The following is a 20412-nucleotide window of genomic DNA, read 5'->3' as shown; positions in this document are numbered from 1 at the left end:
TTTGGAAAGAAGGAGTCCGCCATGAAGCTTATCCGCGTTGGAGTCGATTTGGCAAAGAATGTCTTTCAACTGCACGGCGTAGACCGCTCGGAAAAGACGGTCTGGCGGCGCAAGCTGGTCCGTGGTGATTGGATCAAGGAACTGCTCGAAAGGATTGAGCCGGGTTGCGAGATCGGGATGGAAGCATGTAGCGGCGCACATCATTGGGCCAGGATGCTGCAAGCACAGGGATATACGGTGAAGTTAATCGCTCCGCAGTTCGTTAAACCCTACGTCAAGAGCAACAAGAACGACGCAAACGATGCAGAAGCGATCTGTGAGGCGATGAGTCGGCCAAGCATGCGTTTCGTGGCCATCAAAACCGTCGAGCAGCAGGATATCCAGGCCGTACACCGGGTGCGCTCAGGCTTGATGGATCAGCGCAAGGCCAAGGCAAACCAACTGCGCGGTTTAGCGTCCGAATATGGGTTGGTGGCGTCGAAAGAACTGCTGCACCTCAGGTCAGCGATCCCGCGCTGGCTTGAGGATCAGGAAAATGGTTTGACCGAGCGTTTTCGCCGGCTTTTGCATGGTCTGTGGCGAGATCTGAAGGCACTCGATGAACGAGTTGAAGAACTCGACCGGGAGATTGGACAGATTGCTCGGCAAGACCCGGTCGCGATACGCCTGCAGCAAGTACGTGGTATCGGGCCGCTGACCGCAACGGCTCTGCTGGCTACAGTAGGTGACGCCACCCAATTTGCTAGCGGGCGCGAGATGGCTGCTTCGTTTGGGCTCACGCCCAAACAAAACAGCTCAGGAGGAAAAGAGCGATTGCTCGGCATTAGCAAGCGCGGCGACGCATACCTGCGCAGTTTGCTCGTGCATGGAGCCCGAGCGGTCATCCGAACCGCACAAGCGAAGACGGATCGATTGAGCATATGGGTAATCCGTATTGCCACGACACGGCACCCGAATATCGCCGCAGTGGCGTTAGCGAATAAGACCGCGCGCATCGCCTGGGCAATGCTGACCAAAGGGACCGATTACCGATCTCAAGCCGCGTAAGCATAGCTTTAGAACTACTGAAGTAGTATCCGAACCACGATTGCATGACAAGCCGCATGATGGCCAACAGGTCGAACCGGCGCTGATGAAACCCGATAATGTCTGAGGCCTTCGAGCCCGTCAAAGCGATAGGGAGTCAGCGCGCGAATAGCCCATCAGGGTCCAGCGCCTGAAGCAGGTGCAGCAGTACGAGACCGGATATACGTGAGCAGTCGTACCTCACGGCCTGAAAACGGATTGCTTGCAAACGAGGAGGAGTCCATATACGGACGTCGGTCTAAGGCTGGTAGCCACATCGCAGTGCACGATTCGGTGGCTTGATCTTCCACCCGACGCTTCCATGGCCGTGCGTAGATGCCCGCGTTGATAAGGCCACTAGGCCAGAGCACCATGTGATAGTTCTTCCTTACTCAAGCGTGGCGCACTGGCCACCACTGTGCCACACCCCACGCCAGCTCGGGCAGGATAAAAATCCAGAGCACCGGCTCTCCAGTGGTGCTCAACGCCCACACCATCCATGTGGCAAACATCATGCGCGTTGCGCCATCATAGCGGCCAAACCGCTGCTGCGGATCGGCGATGCGCAGCAGCGACCATACTAGTACCACGCTGCCCAGCAGGCAGGCAAACAAGACGTGAAACGGAGCGAACACCGGAAGCGCAGTGCCACCGAGCGCTTGGTTAATGCCGCTGAGCTCGCTATGGACTAGCGCAAAAGTCCATGGTGTAGCGAATGGGGCTGTTACCAAGACGTCGTATACGCCGCCGGCGCACACCAAGCGCGTAAAGTTTGAAGCTGAAAACTGCACGATCTCTCCTCACATTGGACGAGACCGGATGTTAAAGCTTGGAGTACACTCCATGGTCAAGCAAAAACAGGAGCAACTATGCAGATAAGAGAAATGGCGAACGCCACTGGCCTGTCGCGCGACACCCTGCGGTTTTACGAGAAGCGTGGCCTGTTGCATGCCCGGCGCAGCGCCAACGGCTACCGCGACTATCCCCCCGAGGCGGTGGAGTGGCTACGTTATATACGCCTAGCGCAGTCACTGGGTTTTACTTTGGTAGAAATCGAAGCGGACCTGCCGCTTCTGACCAATCCAGATGCATCCGGCAAGCAGCTTCGAGCGGCGCTGGCGCGCAAGCTCCAGGACATCGACCGTCGTATTTCTGATTTGCGGACGCTGCGCGACGATCTGGCTCGCCGACTTACGCCCGATATGGAACAATGTCCATTGCGATCTAGCTTAAAACCGTGATCGCTTTGCAGTTTTTACCGATGTAGATCTATGTGACTAACGCTTGATCGATAGTTGGCCATTGCACTTCCGCTTCCTATCGTTTACTGGCCTTAGTGATGTCCGTTATTTTCGAAGCGGTGACGGGCCGCAGCCGACCCTAAGCGGACGAATACACGCATTCAGACAATTTCTAAATGGCGGCTCATCGCACACCTTGTTAAAGAAAAAGCCGCCCGGTGTTCATTGCCAAGTCTGTCAAGTTGAGGTCTAGGCGATAGCACATGAGCGTCAGAGATTGTCAATCAGCCTATTCTTACGTCGTATGAAGCACGTGCCTTACTTCAGCTTAGAGTGTACCTCTACGGTACAATCATAGGTAGGCATCTTCTACTTTGGGTCGGTTGGAAGCGGCCTGTCAATCTGTGAATTTTATCTTCAGTTAACGCGTGCACCTCGTCGACTGTTAACTGACGAATCGAAGAAATCAAATGCAAAAAATTGCGCAGTGGTGTGCTTGGGATGGTCGAGGGCTGGATTACTGTACGTTCTCCCAAGGCAAGGAATGGTTTTCACTTGAAGGAGTTGTGATAGGTTTCCGTGGAAGCGAGTACGGTGCACATTATGAGGTTCGTGTCGACTCTAACTTTCGCACCCGCGAGGTGCGGGTCGAGTATGTCGCGGGCCATCGGCTTCATGTTGCAACGGACGGCGAAGGACGCTGGCATGATTTGATTAGCGACGCCCCACTAGTGTCACTGGACGGCTGTTTTGACGTCGACATCGGCGTCACACCGGCAACCAATACGCTCCCGATCCTGCGCCTTCAATTAGCAGAGGGAGCAAGACAGGATATCGTCGTGGCGTATATCCCATTGCCCAGCCAAATTGAAGGCCATTTTTTACCTCAACCGGCACAACAACGATATAGCTGCCTTGTTGCCGGTCAGCGTTACCTCTACGAGGGAATTTTCCGTGCATTTTCGGCTGAACTGGAAGTCGATGGCTCTGGACTGGTGTTGGACTACCCGGAAACGTTCCGGCGAATCAAAGTGTAGGGCTGCCGACACCCGCCAATGACTCGCTTAACCCAGTTGACCGTTCCGTTGCACCTCAAATCCCAAGTACCGCTTTTGGCCGAACTCGGCCGTTCGGTCCAGCATAGCAGGTTGCCAAGTCGGAAAAATCGCAGACTGTCACGAAGGGCAGCACCCGACCCGAAGCGGACGATCACGCATACACCGCACGCGCCAATGATTCAACGGTTTGAAAGTCACGCAGCTCAACGTTAAGGCTGTAGTCCAGGTCGATAGCATGTAGATCGACTGTGGCTACTTTTTGAAGCTCAACTGCGAACGATAGCGAGGATGTGCCCAATCCCTCAACGGTAACAGTTTCGGCGTCAGGGCTTATACGGATGACCGTACTTTCTTCTGCGTACCTGTACTCGCATTCGAAAAGCGCGCCAATGAAGTCTCCTCGTTTAGCTTTCGTTGTACCAGCCATAGAGACGATGGCGTCGATCGTTGCATCGACCTCGAACTTCTGGCCTTCCCCGATAAAAATCAACAGTTTTGTCATGTTCTTCAGGTGTTTGTACGTCCGCTTCTGGCCGAAATCGGCCGTTTAAGTCAGTTTCGCAGGTTGTCGAAATAGAACTGTTACTGACAGTTCGACCAGCACTTATCGACTCCAAGTTGTTGTTCAAAGTGATGTGAATTTATCTACCTTGCAGAAAACATACGCCACGGAAAATCCTTAAGTGCACGATTACAACTACAAGATGATTTTAACCGGCCATTTCTTTCCAATAGGAAATAATCTGATTACAATTCGATAGAAATCATCTATCCAGTGGCATGCGGTCTACCCGCCTCTGGTGTTCTTAACATCTTATCTTTTAAACGACAGGGCGCCCCCTTGGACACTTCCTACAGCGCACAGCCATGAACATCTCAAACTTTAAAATTGGTACCCGATTGGCCGCCGGTTTCGGCATCGTGCTGGTTCTGTTGTTGGTAGTGGCGGCGGTTACGGTCATTCGGATCCAGAACATAAATGTCGCTACCAGCAAAATGCTCGACGACCGCTACGTTAAGGTGATGCTGGCCAAGTCGATACAGGATGAGGTCAACGTCCAGGCGCGGTTCATTCGCAACGCCACCATCGGCGCCAATGACGCGGCAGAGCTCAACGCGTCGCTGGGCAAGGTCGATGTGTCAGTTCAGAAGAACACTAAGATGATGGAACAACTGAAGAGCATGATCAATACCGAAGAAGGCACGCGCATGTTTGCTGCCATGACCGAGGCGCGTAGCGGCTACAGTCAAGCGCGGAATGCCGCCATCAAGCTGTTGCGCGATGGTCAGGCCGAAGCCGCTGGTCAATACGTACTGAAAGACCTGCGTCCACCACAAGCGAAATTCTTCGAATCTCTGAGCGCGATGGTTGCACTGCAGGAGCGGTTGATGCAGGAATCGGGCGAAGAAGTGCGCGCCAACACGAGCGCCGCTTTCATGTCGACGATCGTGTTATCAAGCATCGCCACGCTGACCGCCATCATTATCGCCGTGGTCATCACTCGCTCAATTACCATCCCCGTCAACCGTGCAGTGGAAGTGGCACGCACAGTGGCAGCGGGCGACTTGACCAGTCGCATCGTGGTCACGACTAAGGACGAATTCGGTATGCTGCTCGTGTCGCTGGGCGAGATGAACGACAATCTCAAGAAAATTGTTGGTGAAGTGCGTAACGGCACAGAGGAAATCGCCTCTGCTGCCACTGAAGTCGCGACCGGCAACATGGACCTTTCTTCACGTACTGAACAGCAGGCCAGTGCGCTGGAAGAAACCGCATCATCGATGGAAGAATTGACGTCGACCGTCAGGCAAAACAGCGAGAATGCGCGCCTGGCCAACCACCTGGCGCAATCGGCTACAGCCGTGGCCGTACGGGGTGGTGATGTTGTGTCCCAGGTCGTCTCGACGATGGAATCCATTAATACGTCCGCAAGCAAGATTGTGGACATTATTGCGGTGATTGATGGTATCGCTTTTCAGACAAACATATTGGCGTTGAATGCTGCAGTAGAAGCGGCACGCGCTGGTGAGCAGGGCCGAGGCTTTGCGGTGGTGGCATCAGAAGTGCGCAACTTGGCGCAGCGGTCAGCCAGTGCCGCAAAGGAGATTAAAGTACTGATCGGTGCCTCGGTGGACCGAGTTCAGGACGGAAACAAGTTGGTCAGTACAGCGGGCGAGACGATGGGCGAAGTTGTGGAGAGCGTGCGAAAGCTAACTTCCATTGTCGGAGAAATTACTACAGCCGGCCGAGAGCAGGAAACGGGCATCGAGCAAATCAACGAAGCGATCACATCAATGGACTCGGTGACTCAGCAAAACGCGGCATTGGTAGAAGAAGCCGCAGCCGCAACGTCTTCCCTGCAGCATCAGGCGAGCAAACTCGCACAGGCCGTGAGTATATTTAAGCTGGATGAGTCAGCTACAGCCATGGCCGCGCCAGCACGCAAAATCACCAAACCGATGCCTACAGCAAAAACAGAGGACAAGTCATTAGTGCGCTTTATGGGCAACAAGTCCAAGGTCTCACAGGGTGCCGATGCTAATAGTAAAAGGCCTACCACCAGTATCACTACGGCTCATAAAGACGCTGAGTGGGAAGAGTTCTGACACTACCAGCCCTTGCTAAACCACAGATAGTAGTAAGAAGGGTTTCAAGGTCCGTTTTTGGCCGAACCCGGCCGTTCACGTCAACTTAGCGGGTCCCCTGGCCTGAAAAAGCACTTACTGTCACGACAGACCGCTACCGACCGAAAGCTGCCTATTTAACAACTGCTGTCGGTTGAGCCAGCTTGGACATATAGACCCGTGAACCTTTGAAATTAGATTCTGAAGTCTGCCAATTGCTTGCCGCCAGCGATGCCTTCCGCGATCCATTTTGGCTGGCGCCCACGGCCCGACCAAGTTTGACCTTTATCAGCTGGATTGTGGTACTGCGGCTCTACCTTCTGCCCTTTCCCCTTCGACGACTTTTTCGAATTTACTGCAAGCAATTCCTCGACTGTCACGCCTACGTCCTGCGCAATCGAAAGAATTTGTTGACGTGCTTTTGCTAAGTCGCCTTGTTGGCGGTTTTTGATCTCCTGGTCGATGCCATGCTGGAGTTCCTTCAGTTCGCTGAGGTTGTAGCTTGACAGGTCGATCTTCGTCATTTTGTATCCTTTTCAGTGAGTTATAACGTTCTAGTGCCGATTCTACTATGTGCTCATCAATTTACATGTCTTACGAAGTACCGTCAGCGGTCGTTTAAAGGACCTAAACAAAGCATGCGGGATGATTTGAGCTATCTGCCCTACTACGTGCAAAAGATCAGGCTGACAGAATATTCCCGACATCAGCCGGCGGCAGTGGATCTAAGCTTCAGTTTGCTCGGAAATTTCTAGTGCGTCATCAACTTCGATGCCAAGGTATCGAACTGTGCTTTCGAGCTTGGTATGCCCTAGTAGAAGCTGAACCGCACGAAGGTTCTTGGTGCTCCGATAGATGAGTGTCGCTTTCGTTCGCCGCATGGTGTGGGTGCCGTATGCTGCGACATCAAGCCCTATTGAAGTGACCCACCGCCTGACAATGCGAGCGTACTGGCGCGTGGACAAATGCGGCGACCGCGTGACTCTGCTTGGAAAAAGGAACGCGTTGTTAGAAAGCTTGGCTTGGTCAATCCATGCCAACAGTGACTGCCTTGTCATGTCAGTGACTTCAAACTGTACTGGACGGTGGGTTTTACGCTGCATGACTATCGCACGATGCATGATGCTACGTCCCTGTGCGATGTCGCTGACTTTCAAGCTCAGCAGGTCACAGCCGCGCAATTTGCTGTCGATTGCCAAGTTGAATAGGGCAAGATCCCTGATTTGTTCGGCCAACTGTAGGCGAATTCGGATGGCCCATATCTCTTTCAATTTTAAAGGACTTTTCTGGCCGACCAGTTTGCCCTTGTTCCAGGCAGCTTGATGAGACGGCGTCTTCGTGTTCGGTTTCATGAGGTCCTCCTCGTAATCGGACCTCATTCTGGCGTACTCATGCTGTAGCGAGGAACGGCAACACCCGACCCGAAGCGGACCTAACCGTCTCCGTCTCTCCAGCTATATGGCAATGTCTTACCTAGCGTGCTTCTGCATGAAAATTGAGAGCGGATCATTTGGATAGTCCCCAAATGGGCCACAGAACTGGTAACCCATTCGGTCGTACAGAGTCAAAGCTTCCGGTTGCGTGGGCCCCGTTTCCAACATGAAGGTTCGGCAACCGTTTTGTACGGCTTTCGCTTCCAAGGCTTCCATCAGCCGGCGTGCGACGCCCTGACCACGTGCTTGCGGGCGAACATACACGCGCTTAATTTCGCCATATTCTGGCTTTATGACGACAGCGCCACAGCCAATAGGGGAGCCGGCGGTGTCACGAACGACGGCAAACAAAACGCTTGAATGGCACAGTGAAGATATGTCGAGCGCGTATACATTTTCGGCCGGATAAAGCGAATACAGGTAAGCATCAAGCTCACTTATAAGTTCATGCACTACGGGCTGATCTGGGGTTTCAAACGCGATCTTCATGCCGTTTTCCTTGGTATAAAAGCAACTGAGGAGTCTATCATCTAGTTAGGCGTTCGGAGCAACTTCGCAGGAACCGATCCCTTAGCTATGCTGCTTTTGGCCGAACCTGGCCGGTCAAGCCAACATAGCAGGTTGACAGGTTGAAAATTCAGCGGTGGCCGCGACAGGCCGGAACCGACCCGAAGCAGACTTCCGATCAAGTAATTTGTACTGGCTATTTTCGCGACGCTGATATGGCCGTGACACGACTTTACAACGCGCAATGAGTGGCTGACAGGTAAAATCCTGGAACTCTACATCTGGTGCGCCATGCAATTCGCAAACTTTTCATTTCTCGACAATACTAACAATGTCGGCCGCGACATTGCTCAATCCGACTGGGCCGCCCATCCCCTTGGCCCCATTGAGTACTGGCCAGCCGCCCTGCGCACGTCACTCAACATCATACTCAACTCCGGATTTCCATCCTATGTTGCATGGTCGAGTCAACTGCATACCATGTTCAACGAACCGTACCGGGAACTGATGATTGGACGGCCTGGTACACGGCAAGGCATGACGATGGAAGCATTGTGGCCAGAGATTGCTGATACCGTTGTATCGATCTGCTCCCAAGCCTTGGCAGGGCAGACGATGTTTTTTCAAGATATGACGCTGCCAATTACACTGGGCGAACGTGCTGGACAAAGAGTTTTCACCTTCTCGGTCAGTCCGATCCGCGACGAGCAAGGCGTTATTGTCGGCGTGATCGGCACAGTCATCGAAACAACCGACAAAGTCTCCGCACTGGCTCGGCACCAAGAGGCGGAAGAGCGCTTTCAATTGTCGCTGGAATCGGGAAATATGGGTACTTGGTCGGTCGATCCCGAGACCGGCGTGACAATGATGGACAAGCGCTTTGCTAGCCTATTTGGCGTGCCGCCCGAGGTCGCTGAACGAGGTGCTAGCATGGAGTACTTCACCCGTATCATCCATCCTGAAGATCGTGACAAAGTCATTGCCGCTGTGAGGCAGGCAATGCAGGACGGCACCTCTTACGATATCGATTACCGTACCTTGCCTGGCACGGGGAATACAGTTTGGGTAAGTGCCAAGGGCCGCATGTTCACGGACGCTCAAACCGGCAAGCGCCGCTTTGCCGGAATTGCCACTGACATCACTAGCCGCAAAGAGGCGAATCTGGCCTTACAGGAAGCGGGCCGGCGTAAGGACGAGTTCCTTGCTATGTTGGCCCACGAGCTTCGCAATCCGCTCGCCCCAATCGTTTCGGCGGCGCGGATGCTTGCAGCGGTTGCCGATGACGCCGGAAAGGTCAGGCATTTGGGCCAGATAGTCACGCGACAAGCCGAACATATGAGTAACTTGGTGACCGACCTGCTCGACGTGTCACGTGTCACCAGTGGCTTAGTCAATCTTGTACGAGAGCGCGTGGATATCCGGCAAGTCGTTGACGAATCGATCGAACAGGTCATGCCTTTCATGGACGCGAAACGGCACAAGTTGACGCTTTCGTCTTCTATGAGATCGGCACTAGTCATGGGTGACCGAAAGCGATTAGTACAAGTCGTCACGAACCTGATGCAGAACGCCGCAAAATATACGCCTGACGGAGGCGAAATCTCGGTAGCGATAGATGCCAATGGAGAACGGCTCCACCTATCCATTCGGGATAATGGGATAGGAATGGATGCCGAACTACTGCCGTTCGTCTTCGACTTGTTCACGCAGGAGCGGCGCTCGTCGGATCGCGCCCAAGGCGGTCTTGGTCTTGGTCTGGCACTCGTAAAAAGCCTAGTCACTCTGCATGACGGGCAGGTGCAAGCGCGCAGCGACGGGCGGGAACGCGGCTCGACTTTCACCGTCTCTCTCCCGCTGATTGAAGCGCTACCGCACGAATCAGCAGCGGAAATGCACAGCCCCTCAGCGGCCCCAAAGCAGTTGAAGATGCTAGTAGTAGATGACAATGTCGATGCGGCCGACCTGTTGGCCATGTTCTTGGAAACATCAGGGCACAAGGTGGTCGTGCAATATAGTTCAGCAGATGCGCTGGAGACTGCCGCAGTCGAGAAATACGACGTTTTCCTACTTGATATCGGGCTACCTGATATGGACGGGAACGAGCTGGCGCGGCGCCTTCGTATGAGCTCGCAATCCGCCCATGCCACGCTCATTGCTGTTACAGGCTACGGCCAAGAATATGACAAGGAAAGTTCCATCGCCGCAGGCTTCGATTACTACTTCGTTAAGCCTGCCAATCCGAATCTTTTGGTAAATTTGCTGGCAGGGATCAATCCAACATAAGTGAATAGATTTTTTATGGGATATCGACGTGCCAGCATTCTTGCTGTGAAGGTTTGGTAGAGTCGGCCAAGCATAGATCGATAATGTCTGCTTTTGGCCGATTCCTGCCTGTTGCGACCGGCTGGTTTCGACCCAAAGCGGCCTTTAATGTCAGCCGAGTGTTCAGTACTCAGTCTTGAGCGCTGACAGCCGCATATCGTCTCATGCCGCTCCACATGAGTATCATGTTCCAAGCCACCAGCCCGCATAGGTAGAAGACCCGTAGAGACTGTCAAAGCGGGCGTCGCGGCCGAGCGCCTGCGCCGAAAGTTCATTTGCGGGCAGACTTCTGGTTCTGTTCGTCCGATTGCTTATAGACCGGTCAACCTAACATGCTTGTATCACTAAACAGGATGCGGCTATGGCGATCGATGCGATAAGCAGTTACCGAAATACCGTCTTTGCCCTTGATTCGCGTAGCCCTGTAGGGGCTGGCAGTACGAAAGATACGGACCTGTATAAGCAGCTAGACGACTACGTCAAGATGACGCCGACCGCATGCATGCGCGTCGATCTTATGCAAAAGCTTGGCTTGACCGAAGAAGAGCTGGCGGTCATGTCCCCAGAAGAATGGCAGTCTGTCGAAACGAAGCTGCGGGAACTGGTGCAACAGCAGATGGAGGAAGCCCAGGCGGATCAGGGGGCGCCGGACAAGGTCGGACAATGGATCAATACTGTCGCCTGACCGCCTTGCGCGCTCTCAGCGCCGGGAAAGTGCAAGGGCGGCAGGGTTACCGAAAAATCCAGGTAGTCCCCCTGAGTGCAGCAGCACAGATCGCTGGCCACGTCTGACAGAACCATCGCGCACTGCGGCAAGAAATCCGGCGAACGCACGGCCGGTATAGATAGGATCGAGAATAATGCCTGTATGCGTTGCGAACAGAATAAGTGCTTCCTCGACCGGTTGCGTTAGGTGTTCATAGCCCGACCCAATCTGGTCTTTGCGAATATCCAGGACTGCCTCACATTCGCTGCCAGTGAAGCTGGCGATCAACGCGCGCACCCGTTCTTCTGCGTCATCGACGGCGCCCGAATCAACGCCGCAGACCCGGTCGGAGCCAAGGGACTGGACAAGCCCTGCCATGGTGCCGGCCGAACCGACAGCGGTGAATACATAATCCAGGTTTTCCAACTGCGCTTTTAACTCTTCGCCGCAGTGTACGTACCCCTGGACTGCCGCTGTAGTCGAACCGCCGAAAGGAATTAGTGCGGCGGTTATTCCAGCGGCCTGAAGGCGGCGCACTTCGTCTGCCGCGAGATCATTGAGCGTACCGTCGTCAACATCCCCCGCCCAAACAATCTTGGCACCAAGCATTCCGTTCAATGCAAGGTTGCCCGTGTTCTGGCGTGGTTCACTCCCCGCAAGGATCAGCACAACGTCGAGGCCGAGACTAGCCCCGGCCGCTGCAGTCAGGCGCGCATGGTTGCTCTGCGCCACGCCCACTGTGACGAGCGTCGAGGCGCCAGCCGCCACTGCGGCACCACAGGTGTATTCGAGCTTGCGAACTTTGTTACCGCCTCCAGCCAGCCCAGTAAGGTCATCGCGCTTGATCCAAAGATCGTCTACGTTCAGTCCAAGCGCCGCAGCTAGGCGCGGCGCTGGTTCTAGGGGCGTAGGCCAACTGGCGAGAGAAACGCGAGGTGACGTTGACATTGGCAGATCCTTCGGTACTAGAGGAGCTTAAGAATATAACAAAGACCCACGTGCATGCTGTTAATACGTTCCTTCTTGGCCGTTCTCAGCCGTTCGGACCCACATAGCAGGTTGCCAATACGGAAATGACACGGAGCGTGGCGACTGGCCGAAATCGACCCATTGCGGACGCTCACGCACAAAAGTCTGTGCCAATTTCTTAACCGTGGAAAGTGAGGTTCCAGGTGCAACGGAACGGCATACGAGTTAGGCCTGCTAACTTACTGGCGATGATCAATTGGGATGACGGACTTTTCTAGGGCTCCGGCTGACCTTATTGAATATCAGGCAGTTGTTCCTTAGTGATTCCGGAAAGAAATCGTTTGGCCTCAGCGCGCATGCCTTCAGCGATGCTGGTCCACGTGTGTTCCTGGAAATTGATCGGTAGTTGTAGCGCGACTTTAGCCAGCACCTCATCCACGCTGAGCACCAGTAGCACCATCGCGCTCCATATCACTGGGCCGCCGTTCTTCATTGCCAGCTGGTGCCAGTGGCGTGTATGCATATCTCTGAATCGGTAGTGTGCGTTCTTCGACCGAATTGCCATGGCCGCTCCAGCTTTTTGCGGACTGAGTTGGTGGGCACCTTTGCCCAAGTAGGGCCAGACCGACAGGATGTCGTAGAGCGGCGTCATTTCATATGCGTCTTCGTGTCCCAAAAAAATGGAGAAATTCTTCGCATGCCCATCCGACGCGGCCAACAGGAAAAAGATTAGCTGCGTTAATAAAAAGCGCATCGTGTCGTCTTTGTCCACGCTACCTTGAAGAAGTTGCAGGCACTGAAGCATGCCGGGGCCGCCGTGCTCTTCATATTTTTTTTCCGGCGGAACGGCAAGTGCCTGGCAGAAATCCTCCTGTGGCAGTCGGGCTATCCAACTGTCATCGTCCCGCCATTCCCGATCAAAGCGTTCCACAACAAGAACGGTCTGTTCACCAAACGTGAGCATCGACGTCGTCGCTGTCTGCAGTCCAAACGCGGCGACGATTTGGGCGCATAACCACTCATTCTGTACAGAGTTTGACATATCCAGTACCGCCCCTTTGAGTGGCACAAATCCAAGAGGCAGTTTGAAGATATGAGTAGTTGGCGTTGATCCTCTTGGATGGCACCACTGCCCGTTCCAGAGAGTAAAAGCAGTCTTTTCTTGGGCGCCTGCAATTGAAATCCGAAACAGCTCGTCGTCGCTGTGACCCGGACCAGCGTCGGCAGGAATGGCGTACAAAATATCCGCGATTTTTCCGTTGGATAAGGGCTCGCAATCAATACGATTCCAGCCGTCGGGGAGCACACCATCAGGCAACAATTGCACGGCACCAACGCAGTCACGGCCGATCGCCTCTAAGAGAGCGAAAGTATCTGATTTTGCATTGAAACGTTTGGCCAGACGCGAGCGTATTTTGTCGTTGTCAGGCAATAGATTATCGAAGTAATGTTTTACTGCGTCGCCCTTGATTTCAAGCGAGCTGCTGATGGGCAACGATAGCGACAATGATCGCCGGCGCGGCGAATCAAGCCATGATGCTTCGTATCGGAAGGTATGGGCGCTGCGGTCGACGCTCCACATGCCGACAAGTATCCCATTCATCCACACATTCAGCGCCTGGCTCACCAAGAACCTTTTTTCAGTTTGCCAAGACCTAGGCCGGCCGCGCTGGCAAGTTTGCGCAGTTCTTCGCTGGAGCCAAGGCCGAGACCGGCCTCGCTGGCAAGTTTGCGCAGCTCTTCGCTGAAGCTAAGGCCGAGACCGGCCTCGCTAGCAAGTTTGCTTAACTGTTCGCTGAAGCTAAGGCCGAGACCGGCCTCACTGGCAAGTTTACGCAGCTCTTCCCTGGAGCCAAGGCCGAGACCAGCCTCGCTGGCAAGTTTGCGCAGCTCTTCCCTAGAGCCAAGGCCGAGACCGGCCTCGCTTGCAAGTTTGCGCAGCTCTTCGCTGGAGCTAAGGCCGAGACCGGCCTCGCTAGCAAGTTTGCGTAACTGTTCGCTAGAGCTAAGGCCGAGACCGGCCTCGCTGGCAAGTTTACGCAGCTCTTCCCTGGAGCCAAGGCCGAGACCGGCCTCGCTGGCAAGTTTACGCAGCTCTTCCCTGGAGCCAAGGCCGAGACCGGCCTCGCTGGCAAGTTTGCGCAGCTCTTCGCTGGAGCTAAGGCCGAGACCGGCCTCGCTAGCAAGTTTGCTTAACTGTTCGCTGGAGCTAAGGCCGAGACCGGCCTCGCTAGCAAGTTTGCTTAACTGTTCGCTGGAGCTAAGGCCGAGACCGGCCTCGCTGGCAAGTTTGAGTAGCTGTTCGCTGGAGCCAAGGCCGAGACCGGCTTCGTTGGCAAGTTTACGCAGCTCTTCCCTGGAGCCAAGGCCGAGACCGGCCTCGCTGGCAAGTTTGCGTAGCTGTTCGCTGGAGCCAAGGCCGAGACCGGCTTCGTTGGCAAGTTTACGCATTTCGTCGCTGGAGCCAAGGCCGAGACCGGCCTCGCTGGCAAGTTTGCGCAGCTCTTCCCTGGAGCCAAGGCCGAGACCGGCTTCGTTGGCAAGTTTACGCATTTCGTCGCTGGGGCCAAGGCCGAGACTGCCCCCGCTAGCGAGTCGGCGCATGTTCTTGCTGAAGCCGAGCCCCCTCTCGGCTTCGTTAGGGATCATGTTTCGTGGACGTGTTTCATGAGGATCACTCAAGGCAATGCTTACCCCGAGCATCGAGAGTAGTTGCATTAACTGATCAAAACTTACCAAGCCGGGGTTTGCCTCTATTTCGGCAATACGTACCTGACTCACCCCAACCAGAGCGCCAAGCTGCGCCTGTGTAAGGCCGCGCTTTTTCCGCAGCGCCCGAAGGTGTTGGCGTAGTTGAGCCGAGAAGCTAATGGGGTAGGTAGTCACCATAATAAGACAAGTATATAAGCCCTAGGCTATAAAGTCCAGATATAGGGCGTAGCATATATTTTTGTTGACAAAGTACCACTGACTAATTGTCTGTCGCTAGGCGCTTCTAAAAAAGTTGTTCGTCTTAGCCAAACCCTGGCAAGCAAAACTTAGGCAGGGCTTTCTAGCTCCATCTAGGCCACTGCCGTTTTTGCGAACGCTCATGATAGACAGAAGCAGCTCCAGTACCGGGAGTGTTTGCCCGTGAAGGCTAGGAATTGCTTGATGAATTCAAATTGGTCTCACATTTTCCCGCAGTTCAGGAAGATGTTGGGGTTGGGCTGCAAACTGTTGCATTTAATTATCATAGAAGTAAGAATATAAGCCTTATCCTATAAAATCCAAATATAAGGTCTGGCATATATAATTGATAAAAAGATATCACTATTTCCACAGTTGCCTTGGCATTGGGCCCCACAGCAGGAAAACATAGATAAGGCCTTCTCGCTACCGCTGGCCCATCAAGTCCGCTCAAACTCCTCAAATGCTTATAATGGGCAGGAGCAAATTCGCAATCGCGAGCCTTCTTCCGTGTAGGTCAAGCATTCCTAAATGAATTTGATCGCATCTCACACTTTGCCTCCCCTGTACCAGCTGGTGCGCCTTTTTTCAATGGCCGCTTGTGGCCGATCTCGGCCCTTCAGGCCAGCATAGCAGGCCATCAAGGCCGTAAAATCGCGGACTGTAACAAAGGACCGGTTCCGACCCAAAGCGGACCTACGTGGATGCACAAGCAACTGGATTTCCGGCTTCGGAAAGCGGGATCTGCGTTAAACGTAAACTTACGTATCCCACCACTAGCTAAGCATGAGTTGCTGCAATCGCATCTCTTGATACGTAGGAACACTTCAAAAACAAGCTTGCGTGATTCCTCACCGTTTGGCACAATGTCTAATCCTAGACAAATAGTCTTAGTCATATGCCGTTGTTCCCATACCTCGCTGCCACTCCAAACCTAGCCGAGCGTATCTATGTTCATGATTCGGCACAGGTGATCGGCAACGTTCGCCTCGGTGCCGACAGCTCGGTATGGTGCAATGCCGTGCTGCGCGGCGATGTCAACGACATCATCATCGGACGCTGTTCTAACATCCAAGATTTCACGATGGGCCACGTATCGCATAAGACGCCCCAGCAACCGCAGGGCTCGCCCCTGCACATCGGTGACTACGTCACCGTGGGACACTCGGTGCTCCTACATGGTTGCCGCATCGGCAGCGAATGTCTGGTCGGTATGGGCAGCATCGTGATGGACGACGTGATCGTTGAAGACCGGACCATGATTGGTGCCGGCAGCCTCGTCCCTCCGGGCAAGAGGCTGCAGGGTGGTTTCCTGTACGTAGGCCGGCCAGTGACGAAAGTGCGGCCCCTGACCGATGCGGAGATTGCATGGTTACGTTATTCGGCCGAACACTACGTACGGGTCAAGGACAACTACCTGCAGGGCCGGCCATGAAACACGATAACGAAGTCTCCGGCGACAGACTCCAAGTTGCCCTGATCGAGCAGCTCAAACAGATCGCCGACGGCCTTGCCCAAACGTTTGCCCCGTTTTGCGAAGTGGTGGTGCACGACCTGCGCAACCCGGAGCATGCCGTGCTTGCAATTCACAACAATCTGTCCGGGCGGTCGGCCAGCGACCCGGCTACCGAACTGGGCCTGGCGCGCATCGAGGACAATGCCTTTCCGCAGATCGTGGCCAACTACGCTAACCAGTTCGCGGACGGTCGCCCGGCCAAGAGCACCTCGATCGGCATCAGGGATGCGGACGGGCGCTACGTTGCAGCTCTTTGCCTGAACGTGGATCTGACGTTGTTCCGATCGATGCGCAGCACGCTGGAGCAGTTCACTGCGACCGATACCTCGCCCATACCTGAGACGATTGACCCGGCCAATGCCGAGATGCTGCGCAAGCGCATCGAGCAGTATGCCGCACGCCTAGCATCGTCGCCACAACTGCTCAAGGCCGACGAGCGTCGCGCACTGATGCGGGAGCTAAAGGCGGGTGGTTTCCTGGAGATGCGGCGCGCCATGGAAATCGCTGCCTCGTGCCTTGGCATCTCGCGTGCCACGGCCTACAACGACATTAAGTAATCGGAGGAATCCAAGATGAATACGCTTAACCTGCTTGCATACGATGACGTGGTCCAGGCAGCAGGTCGTATTGCCGGCGTCGCCAACCGTACTCCCGTGCTGACTTCGCGCACCGTCAACGAGGAATTTGGTGCCGAACTGTTCTTTAAATGCGAAAACATGCAAAGGATGGGAGCATTCAAGTTCCGTGGCGCTTATAACGCGCTGTCGAAGTTCACACCGGAGCAGCGACGCGTCGGGGTGGTCGCGTTCTCGTCCGGGAATCATGCCCAGGCGATCGCGCTGGCAGCCAGGCTGCTGGGAATGCCGGCCACGATCGTGATGCCGCACGACGCACCGGCGGCGAAGGTGGCTGCAACGAAGGGCTATGGCGGGAATGTCGTCATCTACGATCGCTACAAGGAAGACCGCGAACAGATCGGCCGCGATCTCGCGGACAAGCATGGACTGACGCTGATTCCGCCTTACGACCATCCAGACGTCATTGCCGGCCAGGGCACCGCCGCCAAGGAACTGTTCGACGAAACCGGGCCGCTGGACGCCTTTTTCGTTTGCCTTGGCGGCGGCGGCCTGCTTGCCGGATCCGCCCTGTCGACCCGGGCCCTGTCGCCGCAGTGCAGGCTGTACGGCGTCGAACCGGAGGCCGGCAACGATGGGCAGCAATCGTTCCGTTCGGGCGCCATCGTCCACATCGACACACCCCAGACCATTGCCGATGGCGCCCAGACCCAGCATCTCGGCCAGTACACGTTCCCCATCATCCGGCGCGACGTCGACGACATCCTGACCGTATCGGACGATGAACTCGTGCAATGCATGCGCTTCTTCGCGGAGCGCATGAAGATCGTGGTCGAACCGACAGGATGTCTCGGTTTCGCAGCGGCGCGCCGCATGAAGGACGAGTTATGCGGCAAGCGAGTCGGCATCCTTATCAGCGGCGGCAATATCGACCTGTCCCGCCTGAGTGGTTTCCTGGCAGCTTGATGCGGCTCATGCAAGGGCGGCGAGCGCATCCCGGGTGTCCCGTTCGCGTACGCGCCGGCGCGCCATGATCAAGGCAATCCTGTGGGATAACGACGGGGTGCTTTGCGATACCGAGCGCCTGTTTTTCGAAGCCAACCGTCGTGTTCTGGAGCCCCACAGCGTGGCGTTGACGCGCGAACAGTACGTTGCCTGGTACCTTGAGGACAATCGCGGCGCGTGGCATGTCCTGCGTGGACGCGGCTACACTGAAGTGCAGATCGCACAACTGCGGATGGCACGCGACAACTGTTACGCCCACTTGCTGTCGGATGCCGGACAGCTGTGTTTTAGGGGCGTGGAGCCGATGCTGGCCCGCCTGGCGCAGCGGGTGTCGATGAGCATCGTTACCGCGTCGTTCGCCGAGCACGTGGCACTGGCCCACCGTGCAGGCAAGGCCCTGGATCATATTGATCACATCATCGCCCGAACCGATGGCCTGCGGCCGAAGCCGCATCCCGACGCTTACCTGCATGCGCTGGACAAGCTCGGCCTGCATGCCGGAGAGTGCATCGCCGTCGAGGATTCGCCGCGCGGATTGGCCGCGGCAGTCGCCGCCGGGTTGCGTTGCATCGTACTGCGCAGCGAGCTCCTGGACGGGTATGGGTTCAGCGGTGCGTACCGCGTCGTCGATTCGCATTGGCAACTCGAATCCGAGCTCGATGCACTCCTGGGACCAACTGGACCAACAATTCTTTATACATCACATTCATGACTGAATCATCGAATCCGCCAGGCGTCGGCCCCACGCCAGTCTTTGCCAAGCTGGTCGAGCTGCTCACCGCCGAGGGTGCCCGCTACCGGGTCATCGAACATCCCGCTGCCGGCAAATCCGAAGAGGTTGCCCGTATCCGTGGGACGGAAGTCGGCCAGGGTGCTAAGGCAATGGCCTGCAAGCTCAAGGTTCCGGATGCGCGACCCAAGTATGTACTGGCCGTGCTGGCCGCTGATCGACAACTCGACCTTGGCACGCTTGCCGCCCATTGCGGGGCGAAGCGAGCAAGCCTGATGAGCCCGAGGGAAATCGAAGGGTTGACCGCTTGCGTGCTCGGGGCCATTCCACCGTTTTCGTTCCATCAGGACCTGCAGCTGGTGGCGGATCCCGAGCTTTTCACGCGCTTCCGGGAGATCGCTTTCAACGCAGGCCGGTTGGATGCATCGATTGTTCTTGCCACCGCAGACTACTTGCGAATCGCCCAGCCACAGTTGGCCGATATCCGCCAATCTTGAACTTCCTGTTCACTTTTACTGGAGACTTCCCATGCCCAGCGAGGCCCAACTGCTAATGCTCGACCGCGACGCCGTCGCCGCCGTCATGACGACCGACATGATCGACCGCGCTGTCCGCGACGCCTTTGCACTGCATAGCGCAGGGCAAGGCCGTGTTTTTCCCGTTGTACGGGAAGCCCTGAGCACGGGCGGAATTTTCGGCATCAAATCAGGCGATGTGGCAACACGTGCCCTGTTGGGCTTCAAGGCTGCCGGCTTTTGGTTACGCAACCGCGAACTCGGCGGCGAGCCGCATCAGGCCACGATTATGCTATTGGATCCGGCCACCGGCCGTCCGCGATGCATCATGGATGGCAACGCTATCACGACCGCCCGGACTGCGGCTGCAGGCGAACTCGGCCTGCGTGTCCTGGCACGTGCCGACAGTACTTCGGTATGCGTATTCGGCGCTGGCGTGCAGGCACGGGCCCAGTTATCGGCCGCACTGCGTGCGTTGCCGTCGTTGCGAACGGTTCGCTATGTCTCACACGATCGTAGGCCCAACCCAGATTTCGAAGCGTGCTTCGACGGCAGATGCCGCGTCGTCTTGGCTGTTGACGCTGACGCAGCCGTTGCGGCCAGCGATGTCGTCATTACCGCTACCCCGGGTGCCGGGCCCCTGTTCACGGCAGCGGCAGTGCGACCCGGAACGCACCTCAATTGCGTCGGTGCCGATACGCGCGGCAAACGCGAACTGCCCGAGAGCCTGCTTGAGCGGTGCCGGTTAGTGGTGGATGACAGCGAGCAAGCTAGGAGCATCGGGGAAACGCAGTGGGTGCCATCCGTGCCCCATGTGGAACTCGGCGATCTCCTGACGGGAAAATGCGCGTTCAATCGCCAGGCAGATGACGTTACGGTGTTCGATATGACAGGACTGGCCTTGCAAGACTTGGTCGTAGGTGAATACCTTTACGACGCGGCCAAGGCTGCTCAAGTCGGCTGTCTCATCTCTTGGCCTTGGTGATTTACATCAATCGACTAATAATTTGGTTCGACTTAAACGTGCTTGAGATGGTCACGATGAACCTGCACTGCTAGTCGAAGGCTACGTCCGTTTTTGGCCGAACCCGGTCGTTCAGGCCAGGATAGCAGGTGGCCAGGTTGAAAAGTCACTGACCGTCTCGACAGGCCGGTACCGACCCATACATAGCCCGAGCTAGCGTTAAACCTCGAAA

The 20412-nt window shown here is 55.6% G+C and carries 20 protein-coding genes; 12 read left to right on the top strand and 8 right to left on the bottom strand.

The genetic code is table 11. The features are described from left to right. The first annotated feature begins 21 nt into the window (after positions 1-21). Complete coding sequence (locus AC56LY_RS24205) at positions 22-1047, top strand: IS110 family RNA-guided transposase (protein WP_499583670.1); 1026 nt, start codon at positions 22-24, stop codon at positions 1045-1047. Between the two features lie 410 nt (positions 1048-1457). Here the strand turns inward: AC56LY_RS24205 and AC56LY_RS24200 are convergent, their stop codons facing one another. Next, positions 1458-1856 carry a hypothetical protein gene (locus tag AC56LY_RS24200; RefSeq protein WP_499583669.1) on the bottom strand — a complete coding sequence of 133 codons (399 nt, stop codon included), beginning with the start codon at positions 1854-1856 and terminating at the stop codon, positions 1458-1460. Positions 1857-1934: 78 nt separating this feature from the next. Between AC56LY_RS24200 and AC56LY_RS24195 the strand changes: the two genes are divergently transcribed. Beyond that, on the top strand, positions 1935-2306 hold the full coding sequence (locus AC56LY_RS24195) for a MerR family transcriptional regulator (protein ID WP_499583668.1): 372 nt from the start codon (positions 1935-1937) through the stop codon (positions 2304-2306). Between the two features lie 470 nt (positions 2307-2776). After that, on the top strand, positions 2777-3343 hold the full coding sequence (locus AC56LY_RS24190; RefSeq protein ID WP_499583667.1) for a putative glycolipid-binding domain-containing protein: 567 nt from the start codon (positions 2777-2779) through the stop codon (positions 3341-3343). A gap of 172 nt (positions 3344-3515) precedes the next feature. Here the strand turns inward: AC56LY_RS24190 and AC56LY_RS24185 are convergent, their stop codons facing one another. Next, a complete protein-coding gene (locus tag AC56LY_RS24185; protein WP_499583666.1) occupies positions 3516-3866 on the bottom strand; it encodes a hypothetical protein in 351 nt (116 codons plus the stop codon). A gap of 365 nt (positions 3867-4231) precedes the next feature. Between AC56LY_RS24185 and AC56LY_RS24180 the strand changes: the two genes are divergently transcribed. Next, the gene (locus tag AC56LY_RS24180; protein WP_499583665.1) at positions 4232-5971 is read left to right on the top strand and encodes a methyl-accepting chemotaxis protein; all 1740 of its coding nucleotides are present in this window, start codon (positions 4232-4234) and stop codon (positions 5969-5971) included. Between the two features lie 212 nt (positions 5972-6183). Here the strand turns inward: AC56LY_RS24180 and AC56LY_RS24175 are convergent, their stop codons facing one another. The 3 genes from AC56LY_RS24175 to AC56LY_RS24165 form a co-directional block, all read right to left on the bottom strand. Continuing rightward, the gene (locus AC56LY_RS24175) at positions 6184-6513 is read right to left on the bottom strand and encodes an H-NS histone family protein (RefSeq protein ID WP_499583664.1); all 330 of its coding nucleotides are present in this window, start codon (positions 6511-6513) and stop codon (positions 6184-6186) included. Positions 6514-6714: 201 nt separating this feature from the next. Further along, a complete protein-coding gene (locus AC56LY_RS24170) occupies positions 6715-7341 on the bottom strand; it encodes a tyrosine-type recombinase/integrase (protein WP_499583663.1) in 627 nt (208 codons plus the stop codon). Between the two features lie 117 nt (positions 7342-7458). Continuing rightward, positions 7459-7911 carry a GNAT family N-acetyltransferase gene (locus AC56LY_RS24165; RefSeq protein ID WP_499583662.1) on the bottom strand — a complete coding sequence of 151 codons (453 nt, stop codon included), beginning with the start codon at positions 7909-7911 and terminating at the stop codon, positions 7459-7461. Positions 7912-8220: 309 nt separating this feature from the next. Here AC56LY_RS24165 and AC56LY_RS24160 point away from each other — a divergent pair, with 309 nt between their 5' ends. Both AC56LY_RS24160 and AC56LY_RS24155 read left to right on the top strand, forming a co-directional pair. After that, positions 8221-10212, top strand: coding sequence for an ATP-binding protein (locus AC56LY_RS24160; RefSeq protein ID WP_499583661.1), 1992 nt, complete (start codon positions 8221-8223; stop codon positions 10210-10212). 400 nt (positions 10213-10612) lie between these two features. Next, positions 10613-10936, top strand: coding sequence for a hypothetical protein (locus AC56LY_RS24155; RefSeq protein ID WP_499583660.1), 324 nt, complete (start codon positions 10613-10615; stop codon positions 10934-10936). Positions 10937-10951: 15 nt separating this feature from the next. Here the strand turns inward: AC56LY_RS24155 and AC56LY_RS24150 are convergent, their stop codons facing one another. The 3 genes from AC56LY_RS24150 to AC56LY_RS24140 all read right to left on the bottom strand — a co-directional run bounded on the left by AC56LY_RS24150 (position 10952) and on the right by AC56LY_RS24140 (position 14815). After that, the gene (locus tag AC56LY_RS24150; RefSeq protein WP_499583659.1) at positions 10952-11905 is read right to left on the bottom strand and encodes a pyridoxal-phosphate dependent enzyme; all 954 of its coding nucleotides are present in this window, start codon (positions 11903-11905) and stop codon (positions 10952-10954) included. Between the two features lie 313 nt (positions 11906-12218). Beyond that, complete coding sequence (locus tag AC56LY_RS24145; protein ID WP_499583658.1) at positions 12219-13556, bottom strand: HipA domain-containing protein; 1338 nt, start codon at positions 13554-13556, stop codon at positions 12219-12221. Further along, positions 13550-14815 (bottom strand): helix-turn-helix domain-containing protein, encoded by a 1266-nt coding sequence (locus AC56LY_RS24140; RefSeq protein ID WP_499583657.1) that lies wholly within the window; start codon positions 14813-14815, stop codon positions 13550-13552. Before AC56LY_RS24140 ends, AC56LY_RS24145 begins: the two co-directional genes overlap by 7 nt. Positions 14816-15773: 958 nt before the next feature. On the opposite strand from AC56LY_RS24140, the gene AC56LY_RS24135 reads away from it, so the two are divergent. The 6 genes from AC56LY_RS24135 to AC56LY_RS24110 all read left to right on the top strand — a co-directional run bounded on the left by AC56LY_RS24135 (position 15774) and on the right by AC56LY_RS24110 (position 20201). Beyond that, on the top strand, positions 15774-16310 hold the full coding sequence (locus tag AC56LY_RS24135; RefSeq protein ID WP_499583656.1) for a gamma carbonic anhydrase family protein: 537 nt from the start codon (positions 15774-15776) through the stop codon (positions 16308-16310). Then, positions 16307-16948 (top strand): helix-turn-helix transcriptional regulator, encoded by a 642-nt coding sequence (locus AC56LY_RS24130; protein ID WP_499583655.1) that lies wholly within the window; start codon positions 16307-16309, stop codon positions 16946-16948. Before AC56LY_RS24135 ends, AC56LY_RS24130 begins: the two co-directional genes overlap by 4 nt. Positions 16949-16963: 15 nt before the next feature. Further along, positions 16964-17932, top strand: coding sequence for a threo-3-hydroxy-L-aspartate ammonia-lyase (locus tag AC56LY_RS24125; protein WP_499583654.1), 969 nt, complete (start codon positions 16964-16966; stop codon positions 17930-17932). A 64-nt stretch (positions 17933-17996) separates the two neighbouring features. Further along, positions 17997-18683 carry an HAD family hydrolase gene (locus AC56LY_RS24120; RefSeq protein ID WP_499583653.1) on the top strand — a complete coding sequence of 229 codons (687 nt, stop codon included), beginning with the start codon at positions 17997-17999 and terminating at the stop codon, positions 18681-18683. Then, positions 18680-19198, top strand: a complete 519-nt coding sequence (locus tag AC56LY_RS24115; RefSeq protein ID WP_499583652.1) for a YbaK/prolyl-tRNA synthetase associated domain-containing protein — start codon at positions 18680-18682, stop codon at positions 19196-19198. Before AC56LY_RS24120 ends, AC56LY_RS24115 begins: the two co-directional genes overlap by 4 nt. A gap of 31 nt (positions 19199-19229) precedes the next feature. Continuing rightward, positions 19230-20201 (top strand): ornithine cyclodeaminase family protein, encoded by a 972-nt coding sequence (locus tag AC56LY_RS24110; protein WP_499583651.1) that lies wholly within the window; start codon positions 19230-19232, stop codon positions 20199-20201. Positions 20202-20412: the final 211 nt, after the last annotated feature.

Source organism: Telluria sp. ZT3P25, from assembly GCF_059685895.1.
This window is presented reverse-complemented; position numbering and strand designations above follow the sequence as displayed.